Here is a 22,993-nt window from a genome sequence, read left to right on the forward strand (position 1 = left end):
TCACCCACAGACCCGCCCCCCCGAACCACCACGCACCCCGAACAGCTGGTCCCCACGCGCTAATTTCAGGAGATTTGTCATGAGTGATCCCATGATCGGTCGCAGAGCGCTCCTGCGCGGAGCAGGCGGCCTCGCCGCCCTCGCCGCCGTGCCCTCCCTCGCCGCCTGCGGCACCGGCACCAGCCGGGCCTCGTCCGGCAGCGCCAAGGGCGGCGGCAAGTCGGTGGTCGTCCGCGACAGCGGCGGTTCCTTCGGCGCGGCCCTCCAGAAGGCGATCTACACGCCGTTCACCCAGGAGACCGGCATCAATGTCCAGGTCGTGAACCTCCAGGGCACCCAGATGCTGGCCCAGATCAAGCAGGGCCGCCCCCAGTTCGACCTGATCAACAACTCGATGATGGACCACACCAAGTTCGTGGCCCAGGACGCACTGGAGCGGCTCGACACCGACCGGATCAAGAGCCTGAAGGCCGCCAAGATCCCTGCGAACCAGATCACCGACCATGCCGTCGCCAACGGCTTCTACGGCGCGTGTATCGCGTACCGCACCGACGCCTTCGGAGGCAAGAAGCCCGAGTCGTGGGCGGACTTCTGGGACACCAAGGCATTCCAGGGCAGCCGCTCGATGTGCAACCCGGACGCCGACCTGCCCGAGCTTGAATTCGCGCTGCTGGCCGACGGCGTCCCGATGGACAAGCTGTACCCGCTCGATGTGGACCGCGCTTTCAAGGTGCTGACCCGGCTGCGGGGCGACATCAAGAAGTTCTGGGACAGCGGCCCGCTCCCCGGTGTGCTCCTCAGCCGCCAGGAGGTCACGATGTCCACCGTCTGGGACGGCCGGATCGCCGATCTGCAGAAGCAGGGCGTCCCTGTCGCGCGGCAGCTCAACGGCATGCGCCGCCAGTTCCAGGGCTACGCCATCGCCAAGGGCGCGGCCCACGTGGACGCCGCCTACCAGCTCATGGACTTCGCGCTGCGTCCCGAGGTCCAGGCCGCCCTGGCCAAGGCCTTCCCGTCGAACCCGTCTTCCCCGGTGGCCTACGAGAAGCTCACCAAGGAGGAGCGCAACGCGCTCGCCGGTGCGCCGCAGTACTACGACAAGGGCTTCGACGCGAACCTCGACTGGTGGATCAAGAACGAAGCCACCGTCACCAAGCGCTGGCTGGAGTGGGCTCGTGGCTGAATTCGGAGTAGTCACACCGTCCGTCGAGGTGGCCGGTGTCAAGCAGCCCACCGCGACCGGCAAAGCGCTGTCGGTAGTGGCCTTGCGCAAGACGTACGGGGACGTCGTCGCGGTCGACGAGGCGTCCATGGAGATCGCGGCCGGGGAGTTCGTCACCTTCCTCGGCGCCTCCGGGTCAGGCAAGACCACGACCCTGATGATGATCGCCGGTTTCTGCGAACCGGACTCCGGCACCATCACCGTCGGGGACCGCGACGTCACGAAGCTCGCCCCGCAGAAGCGCAACCTCGGGTTCGTGTTCCAGCAGTACCTGCTGTTCCCGCACATGACGGTCAGTGAGAACGTCGCCTTCCCGCTCACGCTGCGCGGGGTGCCGAAGGACGAGATCCGCCGCCGGGTGGGGGAGACCCTGGAGATCGCCGGCCTGTCCGGCTTCGGCAGTCGTCGCCCCCGGGAACTGTCCGGCGGACAGCAGCAGCGCGTCGCCCTGTGCCGCGCGCTGGTCTACCGCCCGCCGGTCATCCTCATGGACGAGCCGCTCGGCGCCCTGGACAAAAAGCTCCGCGACCAGCTCCAGATCGAGATCAAGACGATCCAGCAGGAACTCGGCTTGACCGTCATCTACGTGACCCACGACCAGGAAGAAGCACTGGTCCTGTCGGACCGCATCGCGGTGATGCGCAACGGCCTGATCGAGCAGTTCGACACGCCCAGGGAACTCTTCGAACGCCCCAGGACTCCCTTCGTCGCGGACTTCCTCGGCGCGGCCAACTTCCTGCCCGGCCGGGTTCTGCAGAACACCGACGCGCACACCGTGGTGCGCCTGGACCAGTCCGGCGGCCTGCTGAAGGCACGGCGCCACGACCTGGCCTCCGGCACCCCGGTCAAGGTCGCCGTCCAGCCGGGCCGGCTGCGGGCCTGCGCCCCGGACGACGGTTTCTGTACCGGCACGGTCGAGATCGCCACGTACGTCGGCACCCTGGTCCGCGCGGGCGTGCGCATCGACGGCGGTGACGCGCCACTGCTGCGCCTGGAGGTACCGGCCGGCCGCGGCCCCGTCACCGGCGAGCGGGTCGGCATCACCGTCGACCCGGAGGACGTCAACCTCTTCCCCACCGAACAGGGCGGGTGAGCCATGGCCGCCACCCTGACCGCCCACGCGCCCGCCCGTCCGCGCAAGCTCCTGGCCTCGCGCAAGACCCGCGTCGGGATCCTCTACGCGCTGCCGGTCGTCGTCTACCTGCTGGTGCTGTTCGTCTACCCGATCTTCAGCACGCTGTTCCTCAGCCTGAAGAACACCGACGGCTCGCTGACGCTGCACTGGTACGTCGACGCGCTGACCGGCGTCAACCTGTCCGTGCTGTTCACGACGCTGCGGATCTCCGCGGAGACGGCGCTGTTCAGCCTCGTCTTCGGGTTCATCCTGGCGAACGCGATATCCCGGCTGAAGCCCCTGTGGGCGGGCGTGGCCATGCTGATCGTGGTCGTGCCGCACTTCATCAGCGCCCTGGTGCGCACCTACGGCTGGATCATCCTGCTCGGCGACAAGGGCCTGGTGAACCAGGCCATGGCCGACCTGTGGGTCCCCGGGGCGCCGTACCAACTGCTCTACAACGAGATCGGCGTGGTCATCGGCACGACCTCGGTGATGCTGCCCTACACCGTGCTGCTGTTGTACGGCGTGATGCGCGGCGTGGACCGCCGGCTGCTGGCCGCCGCGGCCAGCATGGGCGCCGGACGCCTGACCATCTTCCGCCGGGTCTACCTGCCGCTGGTCACCCCCGGGCTGGCCAGTGCCGGACTGCTCAGCTTCATTCTCTCGCTGGGCTACTACATCACCCCGGCCCTGATGGGCGGCCCGAAGCAGACGATGATCGCCTCCCTCATCAACCAGCAGGTGATGAAACAGAACCAGTGGAACGGGGCCGCTGCCGAGGGCGTCATCCTGCTGCTGCTCACCTTCGCCGGACTGCTGCTGGTCAAGGTCATCACCTCGCTCGGCGCGAGCCGTAAGAAGAGGAGCGCGTCATGATGGAGCTGCGCAGAACCCTCGCCGGGCGGATCGCCCTGACCGTCATCGCCACCATGATCATGCTGTTCCTGGCGCTGCCGATCATCGTCATCATCGTCACCTCCTTCAGCAACAACGCCTTCGCCGCGTTCCCGCCGGACTCCTGGACGCTCGGCTGGTACAAGGCGCTGTTCGCCGACGGCAGCAAATGGCCGGCCGCGCTCTCACTGAGCGCACTGGTCGCCGCCCTGAGCACCGTGTTCTCGCTGATCATCGGCGTGACCGCGGCGACCGCCCTGACCCGCAGCGAACTGCCGCTGCGCTCGGCGGTCTACGCTCTGGTCCTCGGGCCGCTGCTCATCCCGCAGATCGTCACCGCGCTGGGCCTGTTCCTGCTCTTCGAACCGGCCTCGATGCTGGGCAGCCCGCTCGCCATCGCCCTCGGGCACACTGTGCTGGCCTCGCCGATCGCGGTGCTGATCCTGGTGGCGACTCTGCGCGGGATCGACGAACGGCTGGAGGACGCCGCCGCCAGCATGGGCGCCGGCCGCCTGACCGTCGCCCGGCGGATCACGTTCCCCCTGGCTGCCCCCGGGATGATCGCGGCGGCGATCTTCTCCTTCATCACCAGCTTCGACGAGTTCTACATCTCGCAGTTCCTGTCCTCGGTCGACACCGTCACCCTGCCGGTGCAGGTCTACAACTCCCTGACGTTCGACATCGATCCCAGCGTGACCGCGATCAGCGCGATCCTGATCGCCTTCGCGATCCTCGCCCTCGCCCTGGTGGCCCTGGTGCGCTGGCTCGGCTCCGGACGGCAGGACTCCCTGCTGTCGGTCGAGAACACGGCAGGGATCGCCGCCCCCGGAGGTGAGGCCGTATGACCGCCACCGCTCAGCGGCACCTGCTGCTGAACATGACCGCCAACGGATCGCTCGCGAAGCCCGGCAAGGACCTCTTCGTCGTGCGCCACGGCGAGGGCCCGTACGTCGACGACGCGGCCGGCAACCGCTACATCGACGGCCTGTCCGGGCTGTACTGCTGTCAGATCGGCTACTCCTACGCCGACGAGATCGCCGAAGCGGCCCAGAAGCAGCTGCGCGAACTCTGCTACAGCCCCCTGTGGTCGGATTCCGCGCACCCCACCGGCCTGGCTCTCGCGGAGCGTCTCGCCGCCCTGGCCCCCGACGGCATCGAGCACGTCTTCTTCAGCGGCGGCGGCGCCGAGGCGGTGGAGACCGCCTGGAAGATCGCCCGCAGGTACCACACCCTGCGCGGCGAGGCGGGCCGGATCAAGGCGATCGCCCGGCGCGGCGCCTACCACGGCCTGACCCTCGGGGCGCTGTCCTTCACGGACGACCCCGGCCTCACCGAGCCGTACGGGCCGCCCGCCGTGGAGACTCACTTCGTCGCCAACACCAACCGGACCGCCCTGCAACAGCCCCTCGACGAGGCGGCCTTCACCGCGTACCTGCTCGACGACGTGGAGGCCACGGTCCTCGCCGCGGGACCGGAGAGCGTCGCCATGCTCATCGCCGAGCCGGTGCAGAACCGGGGCGGCTGCATCACCCCGCCCACCGGCTACTGGGAGGGTCTGCGCCGACTGGCCGACCGGTACGGCTTCCTGCTGGTCGCCGACGAGGTCATCACCGCCTTCGGACGGCTCGGAGAGTGGTTCGGCGGCGAGTGCTACGGCGCCCGGCCGGACATCGTCACCGTCGCCAAGGGCATCACCGCGGGCTACGCCCCGATGGGCGCGACCCTGGTCTCGGACCGCGTCGCCGAGGTGATCAACCAGCCCGGCGAGGTCCTCAACCACGGCTACACCTTCAGCGGCCACCCGCTGAGCGCGGCCATCGCCCTGCGCAGCCTGGAGATCATGGAGCGGGACCGGATCCTGGAGAACGTCCGCGGCCACCAGGGCCACCTGGCCCGGCGCATGGCCTCCCTCGGCGAGCTGCCGATCGTGGGTGACGTCCGCGGCGCCGGATACTTCTACGCCCTCGAACTCGTCGGCGACCTCGACGGCGGCGGCTTCAGCGACACCGCCCGCGCCGCGCTCGTCGCCGACCTGATCCCGCGCCGGCTGCGCGAGGCCGGGCTGCTCGCCCGCGTCTACAACCGAGCCGCCCCGCTGGTGCAGATCGCGCCTCCGCTGATCAGCGACCGCGCACTGCTGGACCGTATCGCCGACATCATCGCGGACACCCTCGCCGAGGCCTCCGCCCGCCTCTGATCGACCATTTCGAAAGGAACGACATGTACTCCATCGGCCCCCTGACCGTCGCCCCCGGCGAGCGCGCCCAGGGTCTGATCCCGGTCGGCACCAGCAGCTACGGCGTGGAGCTCGGCATCCCGCTGATCGTCGTCAACGGCACCGAGGACGGCCCGGTCCTGTGCGTGGACGCCGGTGTCCACGGTGACGAGTACGACGGCCAGGAGGCCATCCGCCGCGTCCTCGCCGCGATCGACCCGGCCGGCCTGCGCGGCACCCTCGTCGGCATCCCCTGCATGAACACCCCCGCCTTCGAGGCGGCGGCCCGCACCAGCGGCCTGGACTACCTGAACCTCAACCGGATCTTCCCGGGTGACGCGGACGGCTCGTACTCGCTGCGCCTGGCCGCCACCTTCGTCGAGCAGGTCGTCCCCGCCATCGACGCCCTGGTCGACCTGCACACGGGCGGCACGTTCGGCGAGATCGCCCCGCTCGTCATCCTCCAGGGCGGCTACGAGGACCTGGCGACGGACCTCGCCCTCGCGGCCGGGCACGAGCTGGTCTGGAAGGGCGGCAAGTGGGGCGGCACGGTCCGCCACCCCACCCTCGCGGCCGGCAAGCCCGCCGTCACCATCGAGGCGGGCGGCGGCACCTACCGCGAGCAGAACGTCGCCCTGCACGTCCACTCGATCCGCAACATCATGCGCCGGCTCGGCATGATCGACGGCGAGGCGGAGCTGCGTGACAGCTACACGACCGTCTCCGGCACCTTCGCCCGGTCCGCCGCGGGCGGCTTCTTCCTCGGCCACGCCGAGCCCGGCGAGACCTGCAAGGAAGGCGACCTGATCGCCCAGATCGTCGACCACTACGGCAACACGCTGGAGGAGGTCCGCGCCCCGCAGGACGGCATCGTGCTCTGGGTGCGCCGGATCCGCACCGTGCGGCCGGGCGACGAGGTGGTCATCTTCGGTGAGGTGCAGGGAGAGATCCAGCCATGAGCGGTGAACTCCCGCTGACCGAGCTGCTGCTGATCGACGGCAAGCGGGCTCCCGCCGCCGACGGCCGGAGCTTCACGGTCCTCGACCCGTCGGACGGCACGGCCCTCGCCGAGGTCTCCCACGCCGGCCCGGCCGACGTCGACCAGGCGGTGGCGGCGGCGCGCGCGGCGTTCACCTCCCCCGAGTGGGCGCGGATGCGCGCCGCGGACCGGGGCAGGCTCCTCCTGCGCATCGCGGAGGCGATCCGGCGCGAGGGCGAGTGGCTGGCGCGTCTGGAGTGCCAGGACGTCGGCAAGCCGCTCAGCCAGGCGAAGGCCGATGTCGAGTCCGCCGCCCGCTACTTCGAGTTCTACGCGGGCATCGCCGACAAGCTCGGCGGCTCCACGATCCCCCTCGGATCCGGTCTGATCGACTACACCGTGCGCGAGCCGATCGGGGTCTCCGGCCAGATCATCCCGTTCAACTACCCGCTCCAGAACACCGCGCGGGGCTCCGCGCCGGCACTGGCCGCGGGCTGCACGGTGGTGCTCAAGCCCTCCCCGGAGGCGCCGCTCACCCCGCTGGAGATCGGCCGTATCGCACTGGAGTGCGGGCTGCCGCCGGGCGTGCTGAACGTCGTACCCGGCGACGGCGAGACCGGCGCCGCCCTCGCCGGGCACCCCGGCATCGACCAGGTCACCTTCACCGGCTCGGTGCCGACCGGCATCAAGGTCGCCCAGGCGGCCGCCGCCAACGTGGTGCCCTCGGTGACCGAACTGGGCGGGAAGTCGCCGTTCGTCGTCTTCGCGGACGCCGACTTCGACCTGGCGCTGAAGGCCGTCCTGGGCGCGTCGTTCAGCAACGCCGGGCAGATGTGCTCGGCGGGCACCCGGCTGCTGCTCCAGCGCGGCGCCGAGGAGTTCCTGGACCGCCTGGTCGAGAAGATCGCGGGCCTGCGCGTCGGGCCGGGTCTCACGGACCCGGACATCGGCCCGCTGGTCGCCGCCCGCCAGCGCGACCGGGTCCTCGGATACCTGGAACTGGCCCGGCAGGAAGGCGCCGTGGCGCGGGTCGGGGGAGGCGCCCCGGCGGCCCCCGAACTCGCCGACGGCTACTACGTCGAGCCGACCGTCCTCACCGGCCTGACCAACCAGGCCCGGTGCGCCCGCGAGGAGATCTTCGGCCCCGTCGTCACCGTCATCGAGTTCGACGACGCGGACGAGGCGCTGGACATCGCCAACGACAGCCCGTACGGCCTGTCCTCCTACGTCTGGACCCGCGACATCGACAAGGCGATGCGCCTCGCGGAGGGCATCCGCGCCGGCCAGGTCTACGTCAACGCCACCGGCGTCGGCACCGGCGTCGAGCTGCCCTTCGGCGGCTACAAGCACAGTGGCTGGGGCCGCGAGAAGGGCCTCGAAGCGCTGGCGAGCTACACGCAGACGAAGAACGTCTGCATCGGATTCGGAGACCGGTCATGAGGTATCGCACGCTGGGCGAACGCGGCCCGGCCGTCTCCGTGGTCGGCGTCGGCGGCAACAACTTCGGCTCCCGCCTCGACGAGGACGGCACGAAGGCCGTCGTCCACGCGGCCCTCGACGCGGGGATCACCCTGTTCGACACCGCCGACATGTACGGCGGGTTCGGCGAGAGCGGCGGTGCCCGCGGCGACGGTGAACGCCTCCTCGGCGCCGCTCTCAAGGGCCGTCGTGACGACGTCGTCCTCGCCACCAAGTTCGGCATGGAGATGGGCCCCGAGGCCGACCTGTACGGCCGGCGCGGAGCCCGCCCCTACATCCGGTACGCCGTCGAGTCCTCCTTGCGCCGGCTCGGCACCGACCGGATCGACCTGTACCAGTACCACGAGCCGGACGGCGTCACCCCGCTGGAGGAGACGGTCGCCGCCCTGCGGGAACTCGTGGCCGAGGGCAAGATCGGGTACATCGGCTGCTCCAACCTCCCGGCCGGGCAGCTCACCGACGCCTTCGTCAGCACCCAGGCCCGCTACCACCTGCTCGACCGCAGCGTGGAGAACGACCTGATCCCGGCCTGCCTGCGCCACGGCATGGGTCTCCTGCCGTACTACCCGCTGGCCAACGGCCTGCTCAGCGGCAAGTACCGGCGCGGTCAGCAGCCCCCGCCCGGCAGCCGGCTGTCCTGGCGTGAGGGCTGGCTCACCGACGCGGCCCTCGACCGCGTCGAGGCACTCACCGCGTACGCCGCCGAGCGCGGCCTGACCCTCCTCCAGGTCGCCGTGGGCGGACTGGCCGCACTCCCCGCGGTCGGCTCGGTCATCTGCGGCGCCATGAACCCAGCCCAGGTCACCGCCAACGCGGCGGCGGCCGACTGGATCCCCGACGCGGCCGACCTGGCCGCCCTCGACGCGATCGTCACGCCCGGCGAACGCGTCGTCTGAAGCCACCCCGTCCCCTTCTGAATCCGCGAATTGAGGCTAGACACCATGCGAGAGATCGTCACCTTCGACGCCTATGCCACCCTGGTCGACTTCCAGCTCGGCCCCACCACCCTGAAGGCCTTGGAGGACCGGCTGGATCTGGACAACCTCGATGTCGACGAGTTCCTCGACGACTTCCGCGTCATGCGCTTCCAGGCCGTCCTGGAGGCCTACCGCCCTTACCACGAGATCCTGCACTCCAGCCTGCGCAACGCCATGCGCCTGCACGGCCTGGAGTACCGGAAGTCCGACGGCGACGCTCTCGTGGAGGCCGTCCCCACCTTCGGCCCGTTCCCGGAGGTCCCGGACGCCCTGCGGCAGCTCAAGACCAAGTACGAGATCGCCATCATCTCCAACACCGACGACAACCTGATCGCGCGCAACGTCGAGAACATCGGCGTCGAGTTCGACTACGTCATCACCGCTCAGCAGGCCGGCGCCTACAAGCCGGACCGGCAGACCTTCGAGCACGCCTTCAAGACCATGGGCGTCGAGCCGTCCCAGGTCATCCACACCGCCCAGGGCTGGGAGTACGACCACATCCCGACGCGCGACCTCGGCCTGAAGCGCCGGGTGTGGATCAACCGCTACGGCCGCAAGGGCAGCGCCGACTACCAGCCGTACGACGAACTGCCCGACATGACGGGTCTGCCGAAGCTGCTCGGCTGCTGACAGCCCGGCGACACGGCGACACAGGACCGAGAACACGACAGGACGCACGCCATGAAGCAGATCCCCTACTGGCTCGACACCGCTCCCGCCCTGCCCGACCGTTCCGGCAAGGACCTGCCCGACGAGGCGGACGTGGTGGTCATCGGCGGCGGCCTCACCGGCCTGTCCACCGCCTACCACGCCGCCCGCAAGGGCGCCCGGGTCGTCCTCGTCGAGAAGGACAAGGTCGGCTCGGGCGCCTCCGGGCGCAACGGCAGCATGTGCACCCAGGGCCTCACCATCAGCCCCGGCGAGGCCCGCAAGCGCTACGGCCAGGAGCGCGCCCGCGAGCTGTACGACTCCTTCCGCGAGGCGGTCGACGTGGTCGAGGAGATCACGCGGACGGAGGAGATCGACTGCGACTTCCACCGGGCGGGCCGGCTCGGAGTGGCCTTCAAGCCGCAGCACTTCGAGTCGATGCGGGCCACCCAACGCGATCTGGCCGACAACTTCGGCCACGAGACGCAGCTCCTGACCCGCGATGAGCTGAAGTCGGAGCTGGGCTCGGACTACTACCACGGCGCCCTGCTCGACCCGCTGAGCGCCGCCCTGCACGTCGGCAAGTACGTCCACGGACTGGCAGAGGCCGCCGAACGGGCCGGTGCGGAGATCCACGAGCGGAACGCGGCCACCGGCCTCACCCGCCTGCCGGGCGGCGGTTTCGTGGTCGAGACCCTGAACGGCACGATCCGTGCCAAGCAGGTCATGGCCGCCACCGACGCCTACACCGACAAGGCGCTGCCGTGGTTCCGCAAGCGGCTCATCAACGTGGGCAGCTTCATCATCGTCACGGAGCCGCTCGGCGAGGCACGCGCCAAGGCGCTGATCCCGAACGGCCGCTTGGTGGTCGACTCCAAGAACATCGGCCACTACATCCGCCTCACGCCCGACAACCGTCTCGCCTTCGGCGGCCGGGCCCGCTTCGCCCCCTCCGACCCGGCCTCCGACGTCAAGAGCGGCGACATCCTCAAGCGGGAGATGACCGAGATCTTCCCGCAGCTCGCCGGGGTGCGGATCGACTACGTGTGGGGCGGCATGGTCGGCTTCTCCTGGGACCGCCTCCCGCACGCGGGCGAGGCCAACGGCCTGTACTACTCCATGGGGTACTGCGGCCATGGTGTCCAGATGGCCACCTACATGGGCCGCGCGGTCGCCGAGATGATGGACGGCCGCCCGGAGGCCAACCCGCTGCGCGGCCTCGGCTTCCCGAAGGTGCCGGTCCCCTTCTACAACGGCACCCCCTGGTTCCTGCCGTTCGGCGGCGCCTACTACAAGGCGAAGGACCGCCTGCGCTGAACAGCTCCGACACGGGGGACACAGCGGGGGCTTTCCTCCCAGCAGGGCGGGAGGCCCCCACGGTGTCCGCGTCTGACGCCCGGGTGTGGATCGATGTCAACTGATGACCCGCCAGTAGGTCACCTGTCCCGGGCCCTTGACTCGTGACACGGCAGTGGCCATTCTCGTCGCAGCTTTGGGCGAGGTCATGACAACCCGGCTCGTTCCCCGGCCTACGGGCCCCGGACGGCCGGTACGTCGTCCCCCGCCATCCCGCCGACCGAGGGACGTGGGCTGTGACCAGTGCCGGACGCCTGTACCGCGGACGCAAGAACGTCACCCTTGCGTCGCTCCTCCTGCTCGTGCTGGCCGTCGCGTTGGGCCCGACGCCGAGTTCGGCGGCCGGAGACGACTGGTGGAACCCGACCGCACGGCCCGCGCCGGACTCGCAGGTCAACGTCACGGGCGAGCCCTTCACCGGCACCGACGCCAAGGGCGAAGTGCGCGGCTTCGTCGACGCCCATGACCACATTTTCTCCAACGAGGCCTTCGGCGGTCGTCTGATCTGCGGAAAGCCGTTCTCCGAGCAGGGCGTCGCCGACGCGCTCAAGGACTGCCCCGAGCACTACCCGGACGGCTCGCTCGCGGTCTTCGACTTCATCACCAAGGGCGGCGACGGCAAACACGACCCGGTCGGCTGGCCCACCTTCAAGGACTGGCCGGCCCACGACTCGCTGACCCACCAGCAGAACTACTACGCCTGGGTGGAGCGGGCCTGGCGCGGCGGCCAGCGGGTGCTGGTCAACGACCTCGTCACCAACGGCGTCATCTGCTCCGTCTACTTCTTCAAGGACCGTGGCTGCGACGAGATGACGTCCATCCGGCTCCAGGCCAAGCTGACGTACGACATGCAGTCCTTCGTCGACAAGATGTACGGCGGGCCCGGCAAGGGCTGGTTCCGGATCGTCACCGACAGCGCGCAGGCCCGTGAGGTCATCGAGCAGGGCAAGCTGGCGGTCGTCCTCGGCGTCGAGACCTCCGAGCCCTTCGGCTGCAAGCAGATCCTGGACATCGCGCAGTGCAGCAGGGCCGACATCGACAAGGGCTTGGACGAGCTGTACGCGCTGGGCGTGCGCAGCATGTTCCTGTGCCACAAGTTCGACAACGCGCTGTGCGGTGTCCGCTTCGACTCGGGTGCGCTCGGAACGGCCATCAACGTCGGCCAGTTCCTGTCGACGGGCACCTTCTGGAAGACGGAGAAGTGCACCGGGCCCCAGCGCGACAATCCCATCGGCAACGCCTCGGCGCCCGAAGCCGAGAAGAGGCTCCCGGCGGGCCGGGAGGTCCCCTCGTACAGCGCTGACCCCCAGTGCAACGTCCGAGGACTCACCGAACTCGGCGAGTACGCCGTCCGCGGCATGATGCGGCGCGGGATGATGCTCGAGATCGACCACATGAGCGTCAAGGCCACTGGCCGGGTGCTCGACATCTTCGAGGCCAAGTCCTACCCCGGCGTGCTCTCCTCGCACAGCTGGATGGACATGGACTGGACCGAGCGGGTCTACGGCCTCGGCGGCTTCATCGCCCAGTACATGCATGGCTCCGAGGGCTTCGTCTCGGAGGCGAAGCGCACGGACGCCCTGCGCGACAAGTACGGCGTGGGCTACGGCTACGGCACCGACATGAACGGCGTCGGCGGCTGGCCGGCCCCGCGCGGCGCGGACGCCCCCGACAAGGTCACGTACCCCTTCAAGAGCGTCGACGGCGGCTCCGTCATCGACCGGCAGACCACCGGCGAGCGCACCTGGAACCTGAACACAGACGGAGCCGCCCACTACGGCCTCGTCCCGGACTGGATCGAGGACATCCGCCGGGTCGGTGGCCAGGACGTGGTGGACGACCTCTTCCGCGGCGCCGAGTCCTACCTCGACACCTGGGGGGCCGCCGAGAACCACGAGGCCCCGGGCAATCTCGCGAACGGCTCCGCCGCGTCGGCCAGTTCCTCGGAGTGGAGCCTGTTCACGAGCTACAAGCCGCAGCGGGCCGTCGACGGCGACGGTGGTACTCGCTGGGCGAGCGACTGGAGCGACGACCAGTGGTACCAGCTCGACCTCGGGTCCCCGCAGCTCGTCAAGCGGGTCACCCTTGACTGGGAGCGCGCCTACGCGAAGTCGTACCGTATCGAGCTCTCCACCGACGGAGTGAACTGGCGAACCGCCTCGTCCACGACAGCGGGCGACGGTGGTCTGGACACCGCGAGATTCGCCGGCACACCGGCCAGGTATGTGCGCATCCAGGGGCTGGAACGCGGCACCGACTGGGGCTACTCCCTCTGTGAGGTCGGTGTGCACACCGGCTGACGCCCATGAGCGGGGCTTCTGCTTCGGTTCCGAGCAGGAGCTGCCACGAATGAACACATGAATCACTCTTCATCTGTTCCTGTATGGTGGGAAGGCACGCGCCCCCGCCTGAAGGACCCCCGATGACCTCCACGCTCACGCCACAACCGGTCGAACGGGCCAAGCCCGCCCGCACCGGGGCCGCGCCCCGGCGGCGTACCCGTGTCCTCGCGCTCCCCGAGGCGCGCTGGGCCACTGCCGCCACCGTCTTCTTCCTGCTCGCGCTGCCCTTGCAGTTGACCGGCGCCCCCGCCTGGACTTGGGGCCCGCTCTACGCCCTGTCGTACGTCACGGGCGGCTGGGAGCCGGGCTGGGAAGGGCTCAAGGCGCTGAAGGAGCGCACCCTCGACGTCGACCTGCTGATGGTCGTCGCCGCACTGGGCGCGGCGTCGATCGGGCAGGTCATGGACGGCGCCCTGCTCATCGTCATCTTCGCCACCTCCGGCGCGCTGGAGGCGCTGGCCACCGCCCGCACCGCCGACTCCGTCCGCGGCCTGCTCGGTCTCGCCCCCGCCACGGCCACCCGGCTGACTCCGGACGGCGGTGAAGAGACCGTCCCCGTGGAGGAGCTGGCGGTCGGCGACACCGTCCTCGTCCGCCCCGGTGAGCGCGTCGGCGCCGACGGCCGCGTGCTGGACGGGGCGAGCGACGTGGACCAGGCGACCATCACCGGCGAGCCGCTCCCCGCGGCCAAGGAGCCGGGCGACGAGGTCTTCGCAGGCACCCTCAACGGCACCGGCGCCCTGCGGATCCGGGTCGAGCGCGACGCGTCCGACTCGGTGATCGCCCGGATCGTCCGGATGGTGGAGGAGGCGTCCGAGACCAAGGCGCCCACGCAGCTTTTCATCGAGAAGGTCGAACAGCGCTACTCGCTGGGCATGGTGGCCGCGACCCTGGCCGTCTTCCTGGTGCCGCTCGCCTTCGGCGAGCAGCTCACCGAGGCGCTGCTGCGCGCCATGACGTTCATGATCGTGGCCTCTCCGTGCGCGGTCGTGCTGGCCACCATGCCGCCCCTGCTGTCGGCCATCGCCAACGCCGGACGGCACGGCGTGCTGGTGAAGTCGGCCGTGGTGATGGAGCGGCTCGGCCAGGTGGACGCGGTCGCGCTGGACAAGACGGGCACGCTGACCGAGGGAAGCCCGCGCGTCACCGACGTCCGGCCGCTGCCCGGATCCGGCCTCGGCGAAGCCGAGTTGCTGACGCTGGCGGCGGCGGCCGAGCGGCCCAGTGAGCATCCGCTGGCACGGGCGGTCGTGGACGCGGCCCGCGAGCGCGGTCTCGACCTGCCGGGCGCGCAGGACTTCACCTCCGCGCCCGGCGTGGGAGTGACCGCCGTCGTGAACGGCCGAGGGGTCGCCGTCGGTGCCCCGGCCCGCCTGCTGGACGGCACCGGCAGCACGGTCACCGCCGTCGCCGGGGAACTGGAGGAGTCCGGCCGTACCGCCGTCCTGGTCCTGGTCGACGGCGCCCCCGCTGGGCTGCTCGGCATCGCCGACCGGCTGCGCCCGGACGCCGCCGCCACCGTCGCCGCGCTCACCACGCTCACCGGCACCGCCCCGACGCTGCTCACCGGCGACAACCCCCGGGCCGCCGCGCACCTCGCCGCCGAGGCCGGCATCGACGACGTGCGCGCCGGGCTGCTGCCGCAGGACAAGCTGACGGCCGTCCAGGAGATGGAGCGGGCGGGCCGCAAGGTGCTGGTCGTCGGGGACGGCGTCAACGACGCTCCCGCCCTGGCCGCCGCGCACACCGGCGTCGCCATGGGCCGGGCGGGCTCCGACCTCGCCCTGGAGACCGCCGACGCCGTGATCGTGCGCGACGAACTCGCGGCCGTCCCCACCACCGTCGCCCTGTCCCAGCGCGCGCGCAGGCTGGTCGTCCAGAACCTCGTCATCGCCGGTGTGTTCATCGCCGGCCTCGTCGTCTGGGACCTGGCCGGAAACCTGCCGCTGCCGCTGGGCGTCGCCGGCCACGAGGGCTCCACGGTCCTGGTCGGTCTGAACGGCCTGCGTCTGCTGCGGGAGGCGGCCTGGCAGCGGGCGGCCGCCGAGGGCACCGGCTGAGCTGTGGGCGGCCGTCCGTCAGCGTCCCCGCGGCGGGCCGCTGCTGGCACGCACGACCAGGTCCACGGGGACGAGCGTGTCGACTCGGGGCGGTGCTCCGGGGCCGTCGATGCGGTCCAGGAGGAGCCGCAGGGAACGGGTGCCGATCTCGGCGAAGTCGGTGCGGACGGTGGTCAGCGGCGGCAGGAGATGCGCGGCCTCGGGGATGTCGTCGTAGCCGACGACGCTGACGTCCCCGGGGACGGCCCGCCCGGACTCGTGCAGGGCGTGCAGCAGGCCCAGGGCCATCTGGTCGTTCGAGGCGAACACCGCCGTCACCTCCGGCCGCCGGGCCAGCCGGCGGCCCAGGTCGTAGCCGGAGTCGGCGCTCCAGTCCCCGGCGAGCGGGGCCGGGATGTCCGCACCGGCCGCCTGGAGCGTCGACTGCCAGCTCGCCAGGCGGTGGTCGGCGGAGGTCCAGCCCGCGGGGCCCGCGATGTGCCAGACCGTGGCGTGCCCGAGGCCGAGGAGGTGCTCGGTGGCCTTGCGGGCGCCGGTGCGGGAGTCGCCGGTGACCAGGGGCGTGCTGTCGTCGAGGGCGCTCTCCAGCACCACCAGGGGAGTCCCCACGTCGGTCTCCGCCAGGGCCCGGCCCACCCACTGCTGCGGGGCGATCGCGATGACGCCGTCCGCGCCCTCGGCCGACAGCCGGTTCACGGCCTCCACGACGGTGTCGCGGTCGGCCGTGTCGAGCGCGATGGAGCTCACCAGGTAACCGGCCTCCTGCGCCGCGGTGTTGATGGCCGTCAGGATGGAGGCGGGCCCGTACCGGGCGGCGTCGAAGGAGATGACCCCCAGCATCCGCGTCCGACCGCTGGCCAGCGACCGCGCGCTGCGGCTGGGCCGGTAGCCGAGCGTGCGCATGGCGTCCAGGACCGCCTCGCGCGTCTCGGGCCGGACGGCCGGATGGTCGTTGAGCACCCGGGAGACGGTCTGCTTGGAGACGCCCGCCAGCCGGGCCACGTCGGCCATCACCGGCCGCGCCCCCGCGAAGTTGCGCCTGCTGCGGCCCTTGGGGACAGGGCTGTCGGTGGCGCTCGGTGTCATGACGGGTGATTCCTCGGCGTCGGTTACGGCGGTCCTGACCCCGCCCGGCAGGAGCACAGCATAGGCCGGGCGGGGCCCGCGGGGTTCTCAGCCGGCCCGCACCGCCCACGAGCGCGTGACCACCCACTCGGCGTGCCGCACCCCGGCCGCCCGCCAGTCGTCACCCGCCTGCCCCGGCACATGCACTGGAGCGTCCGCGGCCAGCGGCAGCACCCTCAGCCGCAGGCCCCGCGCCCGCACCTCCTCCACCGGCAGCCGGTCCAGGCCGATGTCCCAGACCCGGCCCGAGTAGAACTGGTCGGCGACCAGGACGTCCCCCACGTAGGCCCGGGCCAGGTCTCCCGTCCAGCGCAGCCGCAGCAGGACACCGGCGGGCGCCCGAAGCAGGTCCTCCGGTACGTCGACGTGGTACTCGGCGGCCACCGTCTCCACGTACTTGTCCGCCGGCACGCTCGCCCGCCCCTGCACGCCGGTCACCGGCTCGGGCGCCGGACCGGCGGGCCTGACCAGGGTGACGGGCACCGCGGTGTCCGCGAGGGGCGCGGCCTCGATCGTGTAGCGGGTGAACACGCCGTCCGCAGCCACCCGCAGCTGTGCCTCCGCCACCCCGGGGACGGAATCCGGCGCGGGCAGCACCGCGAACGACGGCTCGGCGGCCGCACTGCGCAGCCGCACCTCGTCACCGTCGAAGACGACACCGTCCCCGCACAGCACCAGCCGCTCGGCTCCCCACGCGTCACCCCGGTAGACGGTACGGGCCGTGGCCGCGTCCAGGACCAGCAGCCCGACGCGTGAACCGTCGGCGGTGTCCACCTCGACCAGGGCGTCGGTGCCGGGCCGCACTCCGCTGACCAGGATCCGGCCGGCGATCGGCGTGACCTCCCCGGACGGTGTCGCGACGGACGCCACCGTGTCCGCGTCCAAGGCGAGTTCGGGTGCGATGCCGTCGGTCGCGGCCAACACCAGGACCGTACGTCCGCCCGCCTCGACGGTGCACACCGGCTGCGCGGTCGCCCACTCCAGCCGCAGCGCGGCCACGTCCAGCCGCAGGGGCCAGCAGAAGAAGGCGCCGGAGGGCACGGTGACGGGAGCGCTCGGCAGCGTCAGCGGCGGTGCGTCCGGGAAGTCGACCGTGAAGGCCGTGTCAGGGTGGTCGGGCAGCGGCTCGTGCGGCTGGTGGTTGGTCACGAACAGGAAGCCCGAGGTGCCGTCGGTGCGGACGGCCCAGCGCAGCGTGTCCCGGTCGTGCTGTCCGGCCGGCAGCCGCTCGGGCAGCACGGACTCCATGGGCGCGATCCGGTGCCCGAAGTCGGCCAGCAGCAGGTGCTGGAGACGCAGTTCGTGGTACGAGGGCCGCACCTGGCCGTACTCGCCGAGCGGGGCCTGGAAGTCGTAGGTCAGGACGGGCAGGTCGTTGGGGTAGCCGGTGGCGTGTGATTCCTGAAGGGACGTCAGCTCGCCGGGCGGGTTCGTGCCGCCGTGGAACATGTAGTAGCCCTGCCAGACCGAACCGCAGCCGATCTTGGTGAGCCCGAGTGCGCCCACGTCGGCGGCCTCGACCCGGGGGCGCCGGTGGTAGGCCACCGCCATGCCGCCGCCCAACTCGCAGGTGGCCCAGGGGAATCGGTCCGCCGGTAACGGGTCGGCGCCGCGCACGGTCGTGGGCCGCAGGTCGGCGCCGATGCCCTCGTCGTCGCGCTCGTGGGTGAAGAAGAAGTGCTTGCGGCAGGTGTCGGGCCAGCCGCCGTCCGCCTCCGTCCAGAACGCCTCCGGATAGCCGCCGTACAGCGGAAGCAGTTCCTCGCCCGGGAGCTGGACCCCGCCCCAGGCGGTCGACGTCCACAGCGGCGCGCTCAGTCCGGCCTCCTGGGCCAGGCGCTTCAGGGTGCGCAGATGGCCCGGCTGGTCGTAGAGCTCGTTCTCGATCTGGATCGCGACGATCGGGCCGCCGTGCGCCCGGTCGAGGCCGCGCAACTGACCGGCGATTTCCGTGAACCAGGTGCGCACGGGCTCCAGATAGGCCGGATCGTCGGTGCGCGGTGTGCAGTCGCGGGCGAGCAGCCAGTCGGGCAGGCCGCCGTTGCGCACCTCGGCGTGGCACCACGGGCCGATGCGCGGGACGAAGTCCAGGCCGTGGCGGGCGCACAGCTCGGCGAAGCGACGCAGGTCGCGGTCGCCGTCGAAGCGGATCCGTCCCTCGATCTCCTCGTGGTGGATCCAGATCACGTAGGACGCAATGGTGGTCACCCCGCCCGCCTTCATCTTCAGCAGCTCCTCCTCCCACTCCCAGGCCGGGTAGCGGGAGTAGTGGAACTCGCCGGAAACCGGGAACCAGGGGCGGCCGCCACGGGTGAGCCAGCGGCTCGTGACCCCGATCGGGTCGGGTACGCCCGGCGCGTCCGCGAAGGGCAGGTGGCCGGTCAGCGGGGGAGCGGAGGACTTGGGAACGCGCAGCCGGTGCGGGGTCACCACGTGTTCTCCGGGCCGAGGTCGGGCGTGTCGGTGAGCTGGGCGCTCGTGACGGTCGTGCCGTGCAGTTCCAGCAGGACCAGCTCGTTGCCGCCCGGCCGCAGCACCGGCGCGGGGATGTACAGCGTGTGCTGTGGGCCGCGGTTCCAGTAGCGGCCCAGAGGGAAGCCGTTGACCCAGGCCTGCCCCTTCGTCCAGCCGGGCAGGGAGAGAAAGGCGTCGGCGGGCGTGTCCACCTCGAAAGTGCCGCGGTGGAAGGCGGGCACGGTGACCGCCGCCCCGTCGCCCGGGGTGAACGGCACCGCGTCCAGGTCGTCCAGCGGCAGCGCGTGGCAGTCCCAGCCGCGCAGGACGGTGCCGTTGACGGAGACGGGCCCGAGCAGGCCCTTCGGGGCGCCGATGCGGGGCCCGTAGTTGACGCCGCCCATGTTCTCGACGAGCACCTCCAGCCTGGCTCCCGCGTGCGGGACGCGCACCGGCAGCGTCTCGTCGTGGCGCTCGCGCTCCAGGACACCGACGGGTGCGCCGTCGACGAAGACCTGGGCCCGGTCGCCGACGCCGCCGGCGAAGTGCAGCAGGCCGTCACCGGACGCGGGAAGGACGGTGCGGTAGAGCGCGTAGCCGGTGTGCTGCCCGAGCTCGCCCATCGTCACCGGGTCGTCGGTGCGGACGGGAGCGGCGAGCGCGCCGGCGAGGGAAAGCAGGGGGGCACGGCCGTCCAACTCGACCCCGACCGGCGGCAGTTTGGGCCCGGGAGCCGGGGCGGGCTCGTCGGGGACACCGACATGGCGGGCGATGACCTCGCGGAAGGCGTGGTACTTCGGGCCCGGGTCACCGTACTCGGTGAGCGCGGCGTCGTAGTCGTACGACGTGACGGTGGGTTCGTAGGCGTGCTTGTGGTTGGCGCCGTTGGTGAAGCCGAAGTTGGTGCCGCCGTGGAACATGTAGATGTTGACGGACGCCCCGGCGGACAGCAGCCGGTCCAGATCGGCGGCGGCGTCGGCCGCGTCCCGTACGTGGTGCGGCCCGCCCCAGTGGTCGAACCAACCGATCCAGAACTCCGCGCAGAACAGCGGGCCTTCGCTCCGGTGCTCGCGCAGCCGCCCGAGGTTCTGCTCGACGCGGCTGCCGAAGGTGCCGGCGGTCAGCACGCCCGGCAGGCTCCCGGCGGCCAGGTGCTCGGGGTCGGCCTGGTCGCAGGTGAACAGCAGCTCCTCGACGCCCCGGGAGCGGAACGCGTCGGCCAGGTGCTTCAGATACGCGCTGTCGTCGCCGTAGGCCCCGTACTCGTTCTCCACCTGCACGGCGATGACCGGACCGCCCGCCCCGGCCAGGTGCGGCCGGAGCGCGGGCAGCAGCAGGTCGAGGTAGCGGTCGACGGCCCCGGTGAAACGCGGATCGCTGGACCGCAGCCGGATGTCCGGGTCCGACGTCAGCCAGTCGGGCAGGCCGCCGCCGTCCCACTCGGCACAGATGAACGGACCGGGACGCAGCAGCACGTGCAGCCCCTCGTCCTGGGCGAGTCGGAGGAACCGGGGCAGGTCGAGGAAGCCGTCGAGCACGAGGGGCCCGTCGGGATCGGGCTGGTGGTGGTTCCACGGGATGTACGTCTCCACCGTGTTGAGACCCATCAGCCGCGCCTTGCGCAGCCGGTCGGACCACAGGCCGGGGTGGACACGGAAGTAGTGCAGCGCACCGGAGATGATCCGGAACGGCTCGCCGTGCAGCAGGAATCCGTCGGACGTCGTCGTCAGGGCGGGCATGCGGAGGCTTCCCTTCGGTATGCGGGCGGAAGTCGGCGGGAATCGGTGGGAGTCGATGGGGTGTTTCAGTGGGAGCGGGTGACGCGGATCAGCCAGAGCGTCGCGGCCAGGCACAGCGCCGAGACACCGCACAGCAGCAGGGGCACCGCGCGGACATCCGACCACTCGATGGCCTTGCCCAGCGCCGGACCCGCCACGACACCGCCGACCATGGACGCGGCGATGACGAGGGCACCGGCTCTGCGAGCCCGCGGGGCGGCCCGGTTCAGCCAGGGCAGCCCGGTGGGGAAGATCGGCGCGATGAACAGACCGACACCGGCGTACGCGTACGGCGCCAGCGCGGGCACGGACGCGGCGAGCAGACACACCGTCATGCCCGCGCAGGACACGGTGATGATCGCCTGGGCGGAGAAGCGCAGCGCGAGCGGCGCGACCAGGAAGCGGCCCACGGTCATCATCAGCCAGTACACGGAGGTGGCGGTGGCGGCGACGCCCGCGCCGTAGCCGACGGTCTCCAGATGCGTGGGCTCCCAGCCGCCGACACCGGCCTCGATGCCGACGTGCAGGACGTAGAGCGCCACGAAGACGGCGAGCACCGAGGCGAGGCTCCGCCGGAGGACCGCCCCACCGCTCGTCTCGCCACCGGTAGGAACGGGCGCGTCGTTCCGTACGCCCCTCAGACACAGCAGCAACGGCAGGTTGGCCAGGGCGAATCCGAGAAAGACGGCCGGGTAGTGCTCGGAGCCGACCACGCCGATCAGGGCGGGGCTGAGGATCGCGCCGATGCCGAAGTGGGCGTGGAGGATGTTCAGCATCGCGGTCGAACGGTGGCCGAAGCCCACGGCGAAGAGTTGGTTGAGCCCGTAGTCGATGCCGCCGAAACCGAGCCCGGCGAGCAGGGCCGCAGCCAGGGCGGTGGGCCAGCCGGGGGCCAGCGCGAAACCCGCCGCGCCGACCGCCATCAGCAGGTAGGAACTGCCGAGGAGGTGCCGGTTGCCGACCCGCCCGTAGAGCCGGTCGAACAACAGGACGCCGGCCACGCCACCGACGAAGTGGGCACTGAGCCCCAGCCCGGCGGCGGACGGCGAGAGCCCGAACTCCGCACGGAAGCCGGGGATCGCGGGCCCGTACAGGGCCTGCAACGCACCCATGAGCACGAAGCCCACGCAGGAGGCGACCGCGGCGGACCGGCTGAAGACCGGGGTGGACGGAGCGGGGGAGAGGGTGGTTGCGCGCTGTGCGGCGGGCTGGTCGGTCACGCGGACTCCGGGGTACGGCCGACGGCAGGGAATGGTGATGTTACCGGTAACATCCGGTCGGTCGACACCCTTTGGCGGCGCGAATGAGAAGCTCCGCGCAAGTTCCCCGCTGCTGTGACCACTCCTGTAATCGCGTGGTCAAGCTGGTGCGACGGCTGATCTAATGCGCGCGTGGAGACCTCCAGGAGCGACGAAACGCGTCCCGCCGCCGACCCCTGGGCCGGATACTTCGCCGAACGCGGACACCCGGAGGCCCGCCGTATCGGCGCCGGCGTCGAGGGTGTCGTCTACGGGCTGGGCGCCGGCCGGGTCGCCAAGGTGTGGACCGGCAGACCGCCGACCGAGCTCACCCGCCAGGTCTACGCGGACATCGCGGCACACCGCCTGCCCTTCGCCACCCCCGAGATCCTCGACGTCCAAGAGCACCAGGGCATCGTGGTGACGTACGAGCGTGAGCTGCCCGGTGTCCCGCTGCGGGGCGACTCGGCCCATGAGGAGTACGAGCGCGAACTGCCCGTCCGGCACAAGAACACGCTGCTCGCCGTCCTGCGCGGTCTGGCCTCGGTGCCGGGCACGGACGCGATGCGCCGGCTGACCGTCCAGGGCGACGACCGGCCCCTCTGGCAGGGCCACGACCGCTTTCAGGACGCGCTCGCGGCCCTGGTCGCCCGGGCCGCGGCCCGGCACGGCGCCGCCCTCGCTGCGCGGGTGCCCGACTTCGACGCCGGGGTCGAGCGCGCGCTGAACGCGCTGCGGTCGCTGCCCGACGCCCCGGTCACCGCGATCCACGGCGATCTCGTGCCGCCCAACATCCACGTCGACACGGCCGGCCGACCCGTCGCCGTACTCGACTTCGGCTTCTACACGACCGCGGGCGACCCGGCCTTCGAGGCGGCCGTCACCGCCGCCGTCTGCGACATGTACGGCCCGCACGCCCAGGAGCACACCGCGGAACTCACCCGGCTCTTCGCGCAGGAGCTCGGCTATTCACCCGCCGCCCTCACCGCCTATCAAGCCGCCTACGCCCTCACCACCTACGACCTGTTCGGCCTGGACGACAGCGACGGACACTTCCGGTGGTGTGCCGGGCAGTTGCGTCGCAACCGTGTATTCGGGCCGGCGTAACG

At 71.3% G+C, this 22,993-nt stretch carries 17 protein-coding genes; 13 read left to right on the forward strand and 4 right to left on the reverse strand.

The genetic code is table 11. The features are described from left to right. Positions 1–79: 79 nt before the first annotated feature. The 12 genes from CA983_RS00175 (at position 80) to CA983_RS00230 (ending at position 15,289) form a co-directional block, all read left to right on the forward strand. A complete protein-coding gene (locus CA983_RS00175; RefSeq protein ID WP_086598793.1) occupies positions 80–1,183 on the forward strand; it encodes an ABC transporter substrate-binding protein in 1,104 nt (367 codons plus the stop codon). Next, entirely contained in the window at positions 1,176–2,315 is a 1,140-nt protein-coding gene (locus CA983_RS00180) for an ABC transporter ATP-binding protein (RefSeq protein ID WP_086598794.1), read from the forward strand. The genes CA983_RS00175 and CA983_RS00180 overlap by 8 nt, the downstream gene beginning before the upstream one ends. A 3-nt stretch (positions 2,316–2,318) precedes the next feature. After that, positions 2,319–3,215, forward strand: a complete 897-nt coding sequence (locus CA983_RS00185; protein ID WP_086598795.1) for an ABC transporter permease — start codon at positions 2,319–2,321, stop codon at positions 3,213–3,215. Continuing rightward, positions 3,212–4,078, forward strand: a complete 867-nt coding sequence (locus tag CA983_RS00190; protein ID WP_086598796.1) for an ABC transporter permease — start codon at positions 3,212–3,214, stop codon at positions 4,076–4,078. Before CA983_RS00185 ends, CA983_RS00190 begins: the two co-directional genes overlap by 4 nt. Next, on the forward strand, positions 4,075–5,430 hold the full coding sequence (locus tag CA983_RS00195) for an aminotransferase class III-fold pyridoxal phosphate-dependent enzyme (protein WP_086598797.1): 1,356 nt from the start codon (positions 4,075–4,077) through the stop codon (positions 5,428–5,430). Before CA983_RS00190 ends, CA983_RS00195 begins: the two co-directional genes overlap by 4 nt. A 23-nt stretch (positions 5,431–5,453) precedes the next feature. Beyond that, complete coding sequence (locus tag CA983_RS00200; protein ID WP_086598798.1) at positions 5,454–6,407, forward strand: succinylglutamate desuccinylase/aspartoacylase family protein; 954 nt, start codon at positions 5,454–5,456, stop codon at positions 6,405–6,407. Beyond that, positions 6,404–7,867 (forward strand): aldehyde dehydrogenase family protein, encoded by a 1,464-nt coding sequence (locus tag CA983_RS00205; RefSeq protein WP_086598799.1) that lies wholly within the window; start codon positions 6,404–6,406, stop codon positions 7,865–7,867. Before CA983_RS00200 ends, CA983_RS00205 begins: the two co-directional genes overlap by 4 nt. Continuing rightward, the gene (locus CA983_RS00210) at positions 7,864–8,802 is read left to right on the forward strand and encodes an aldo/keto reductase (protein ID WP_086598800.1); all 939 of its coding nucleotides are present in this window, start codon (positions 7,864–7,866) and stop codon (positions 8,800–8,802) included. Before CA983_RS00205 ends, CA983_RS00210 begins: the two co-directional genes overlap by 4 nt. 45 nt (positions 8,803–8,847) lie before the next feature. Next, entirely contained in the window at positions 8,848–9,513 is a 666-nt protein-coding gene (locus CA983_RS00215) for a haloacid dehalogenase type II (RefSeq protein WP_086598801.1), read from the forward strand. A gap of 51 nt (positions 9,514–9,564) precedes the next feature. Next, positions 9,565–10,848 (forward strand): NAD(P)/FAD-dependent oxidoreductase, encoded by a 1,284-nt coding sequence (locus CA983_RS00220; RefSeq protein WP_086598802.1) that lies wholly within the window; start codon positions 9,565–9,567, stop codon positions 10,846–10,848. Between the two features lie 275 nt (positions 10,849–11,123). After that, a complete protein-coding gene (locus tag CA983_RS00225) occupies positions 11,124–13,187 on the forward strand; it encodes a discoidin domain-containing protein (RefSeq protein ID WP_086598803.1) in 2,064 nt (687 codons plus the stop codon). 122 nt (positions 13,188–13,309) lie between these two features. Further along, complete coding sequence (locus CA983_RS00230; protein ID WP_086598804.1) at positions 13,310–15,289, forward strand: heavy metal translocating P-type ATPase; 1,980 nt, start codon at positions 13,310–13,312, stop codon at positions 15,287–15,289. 18 nt (positions 15,290–15,307) lie between these two features. Here CA983_RS00230 and CA983_RS00235 read toward each other — a convergent pair whose 3' ends face one another. From CA983_RS00235 to CA983_RS00250, 4 genes are all read right to left on the reverse strand, one after another. Continuing rightward, on the reverse strand, positions 15,308–16,375 hold the full coding sequence (locus CA983_RS00235) for a LacI family DNA-binding transcriptional regulator (protein WP_086598805.1): 1,068 nt from the start codon (positions 16,373–16,375) through the stop codon (positions 15,308–15,310). A gap of 87 nt (positions 16,376–16,462) precedes the next feature. After that, the gene (locus CA983_RS00240; RefSeq protein ID WP_086598806.1) at positions 16,463–18,847 is read right to left on the reverse strand and encodes a beta-galactosidase; all 2,385 of its coding nucleotides are present in this window, start codon (positions 18,845–18,847) and stop codon (positions 16,463–16,465) included. Continuing rightward, positions 18,841–20,607 carry a beta-galactosidase gene (locus tag CA983_RS00245; protein ID WP_086598807.1) on the reverse strand — a complete coding sequence of 589 codons (1,767 nt, stop codon included), beginning with the start codon at positions 20,605–20,607 and terminating at the stop codon, positions 18,841–18,843. Before CA983_RS00245 ends, CA983_RS00240 begins: the two co-directional genes overlap by 7 nt. A 65-nt stretch (positions 20,608–20,672) precedes the next feature. After that, positions 20,673–21,866 (reverse strand): MFS transporter, encoded by a 1,194-nt coding sequence (locus CA983_RS00250; protein WP_208636849.1) that lies wholly within the window; start codon positions 21,864–21,866, stop codon positions 20,673–20,675. A gap of 171 nt (positions 21,867–22,037) precedes the next feature. Between CA983_RS00250 and CA983_RS00255 the strand changes: the two genes are divergently transcribed. Then, positions 22,038–22,991 carry an aminoglycoside phosphotransferase family protein gene (locus CA983_RS00255; protein ID WP_086598808.1) on the forward strand — a complete coding sequence of 318 codons (954 nt, stop codon included), beginning with the start codon at positions 22,038–22,040 and terminating at the stop codon, positions 22,989–22,991. Positions 22,992–22,993: the final 2 nt, after the last annotated feature.

The organism is Streptomyces swartbergensis, assembly GCF_002148965.1.
Taxonomy (GTDB): domain Bacteria; phylum Actinomycetota; class Actinomycetes; order Streptomycetales; family Streptomycetaceae; genus Streptomyces; species Streptomyces swartbergensis.

Coding starts and splice junctions, on each gene's coding strand:
- CA983_RS00245 (WP_086598807.1), bottom strand. CDS start 20,607: ATGCCCGCCCTGACGACGACGTCCGACGGATTCCTGCTGCACGGCGAG.
- CA983_RS00205 (WP_086598799.1), top strand. CDS start 6,404: ATGAGCGGTGAACTCCCGCTGACCGAGCTGCTGCTGATCGACGGCAAG.
- CA983_RS00190 (WP_086598796.1), top strand. CDS start 3,212: ATGATGGAGCTGCGCAGAACCCTCGCCGGGCGGATCGCCCTGACCGTC.
- CA983_RS00220 (WP_086598802.1), top strand. CDS start 9,565: ATGAAGCAGATCCCCTACTGGCTCGACACCGCTCCCGCCCTGCCCGAC.
- CA983_RS00235 (WP_086598805.1), bottom strand. CDS start 16,375: ATGACACCGAGCGCCACCGACAGCCCTGTCCCCAAGGGCCGCAGCAGG.
- CA983_RS00230 (WP_086598804.1), top strand. CDS start 13,310: ATGACCTCCACGCTCACGCCACAACCGGTCGAACGGGCCAAGCCCGCC.
- CA983_RS00195 (WP_086598797.1), top strand. CDS start 4,075: ATGACCGCCACCGCTCAGCGGCACCTGCTGCTGAACATGACCGCCAAC.
- CA983_RS00200 (WP_086598798.1), top strand. CDS start 5,454: ATGTACTCCATCGGCCCCCTGACCGTCGCCCCCGGCGAGCGCGCCCAG.
- CA983_RS00185 (WP_086598795.1), top strand. CDS start 2,319: ATGGCCGCCACCCTGACCGCCCACGCGCCCGCCCGTCCGCGCAAGCTC.
- CA983_RS00175 (WP_086598793.1), top strand. CDS start 80: ATGAGTGATCCCATGATCGGTCGCAGAGCGCTCCTGCGCGGAGCAGGC.
- CA983_RS00215 (WP_086598801.1), top strand. CDS start 8,848: ATGCGAGAGATCGTCACCTTCGACGCCTATGCCACCCTGGTCGACTTC.
- CA983_RS00210 (WP_086598800.1), top strand. CDS start 7,864: ATGAGGTATCGCACGCTGGGCGAACGCGGCCCGGCCGTCTCCGTGGTC.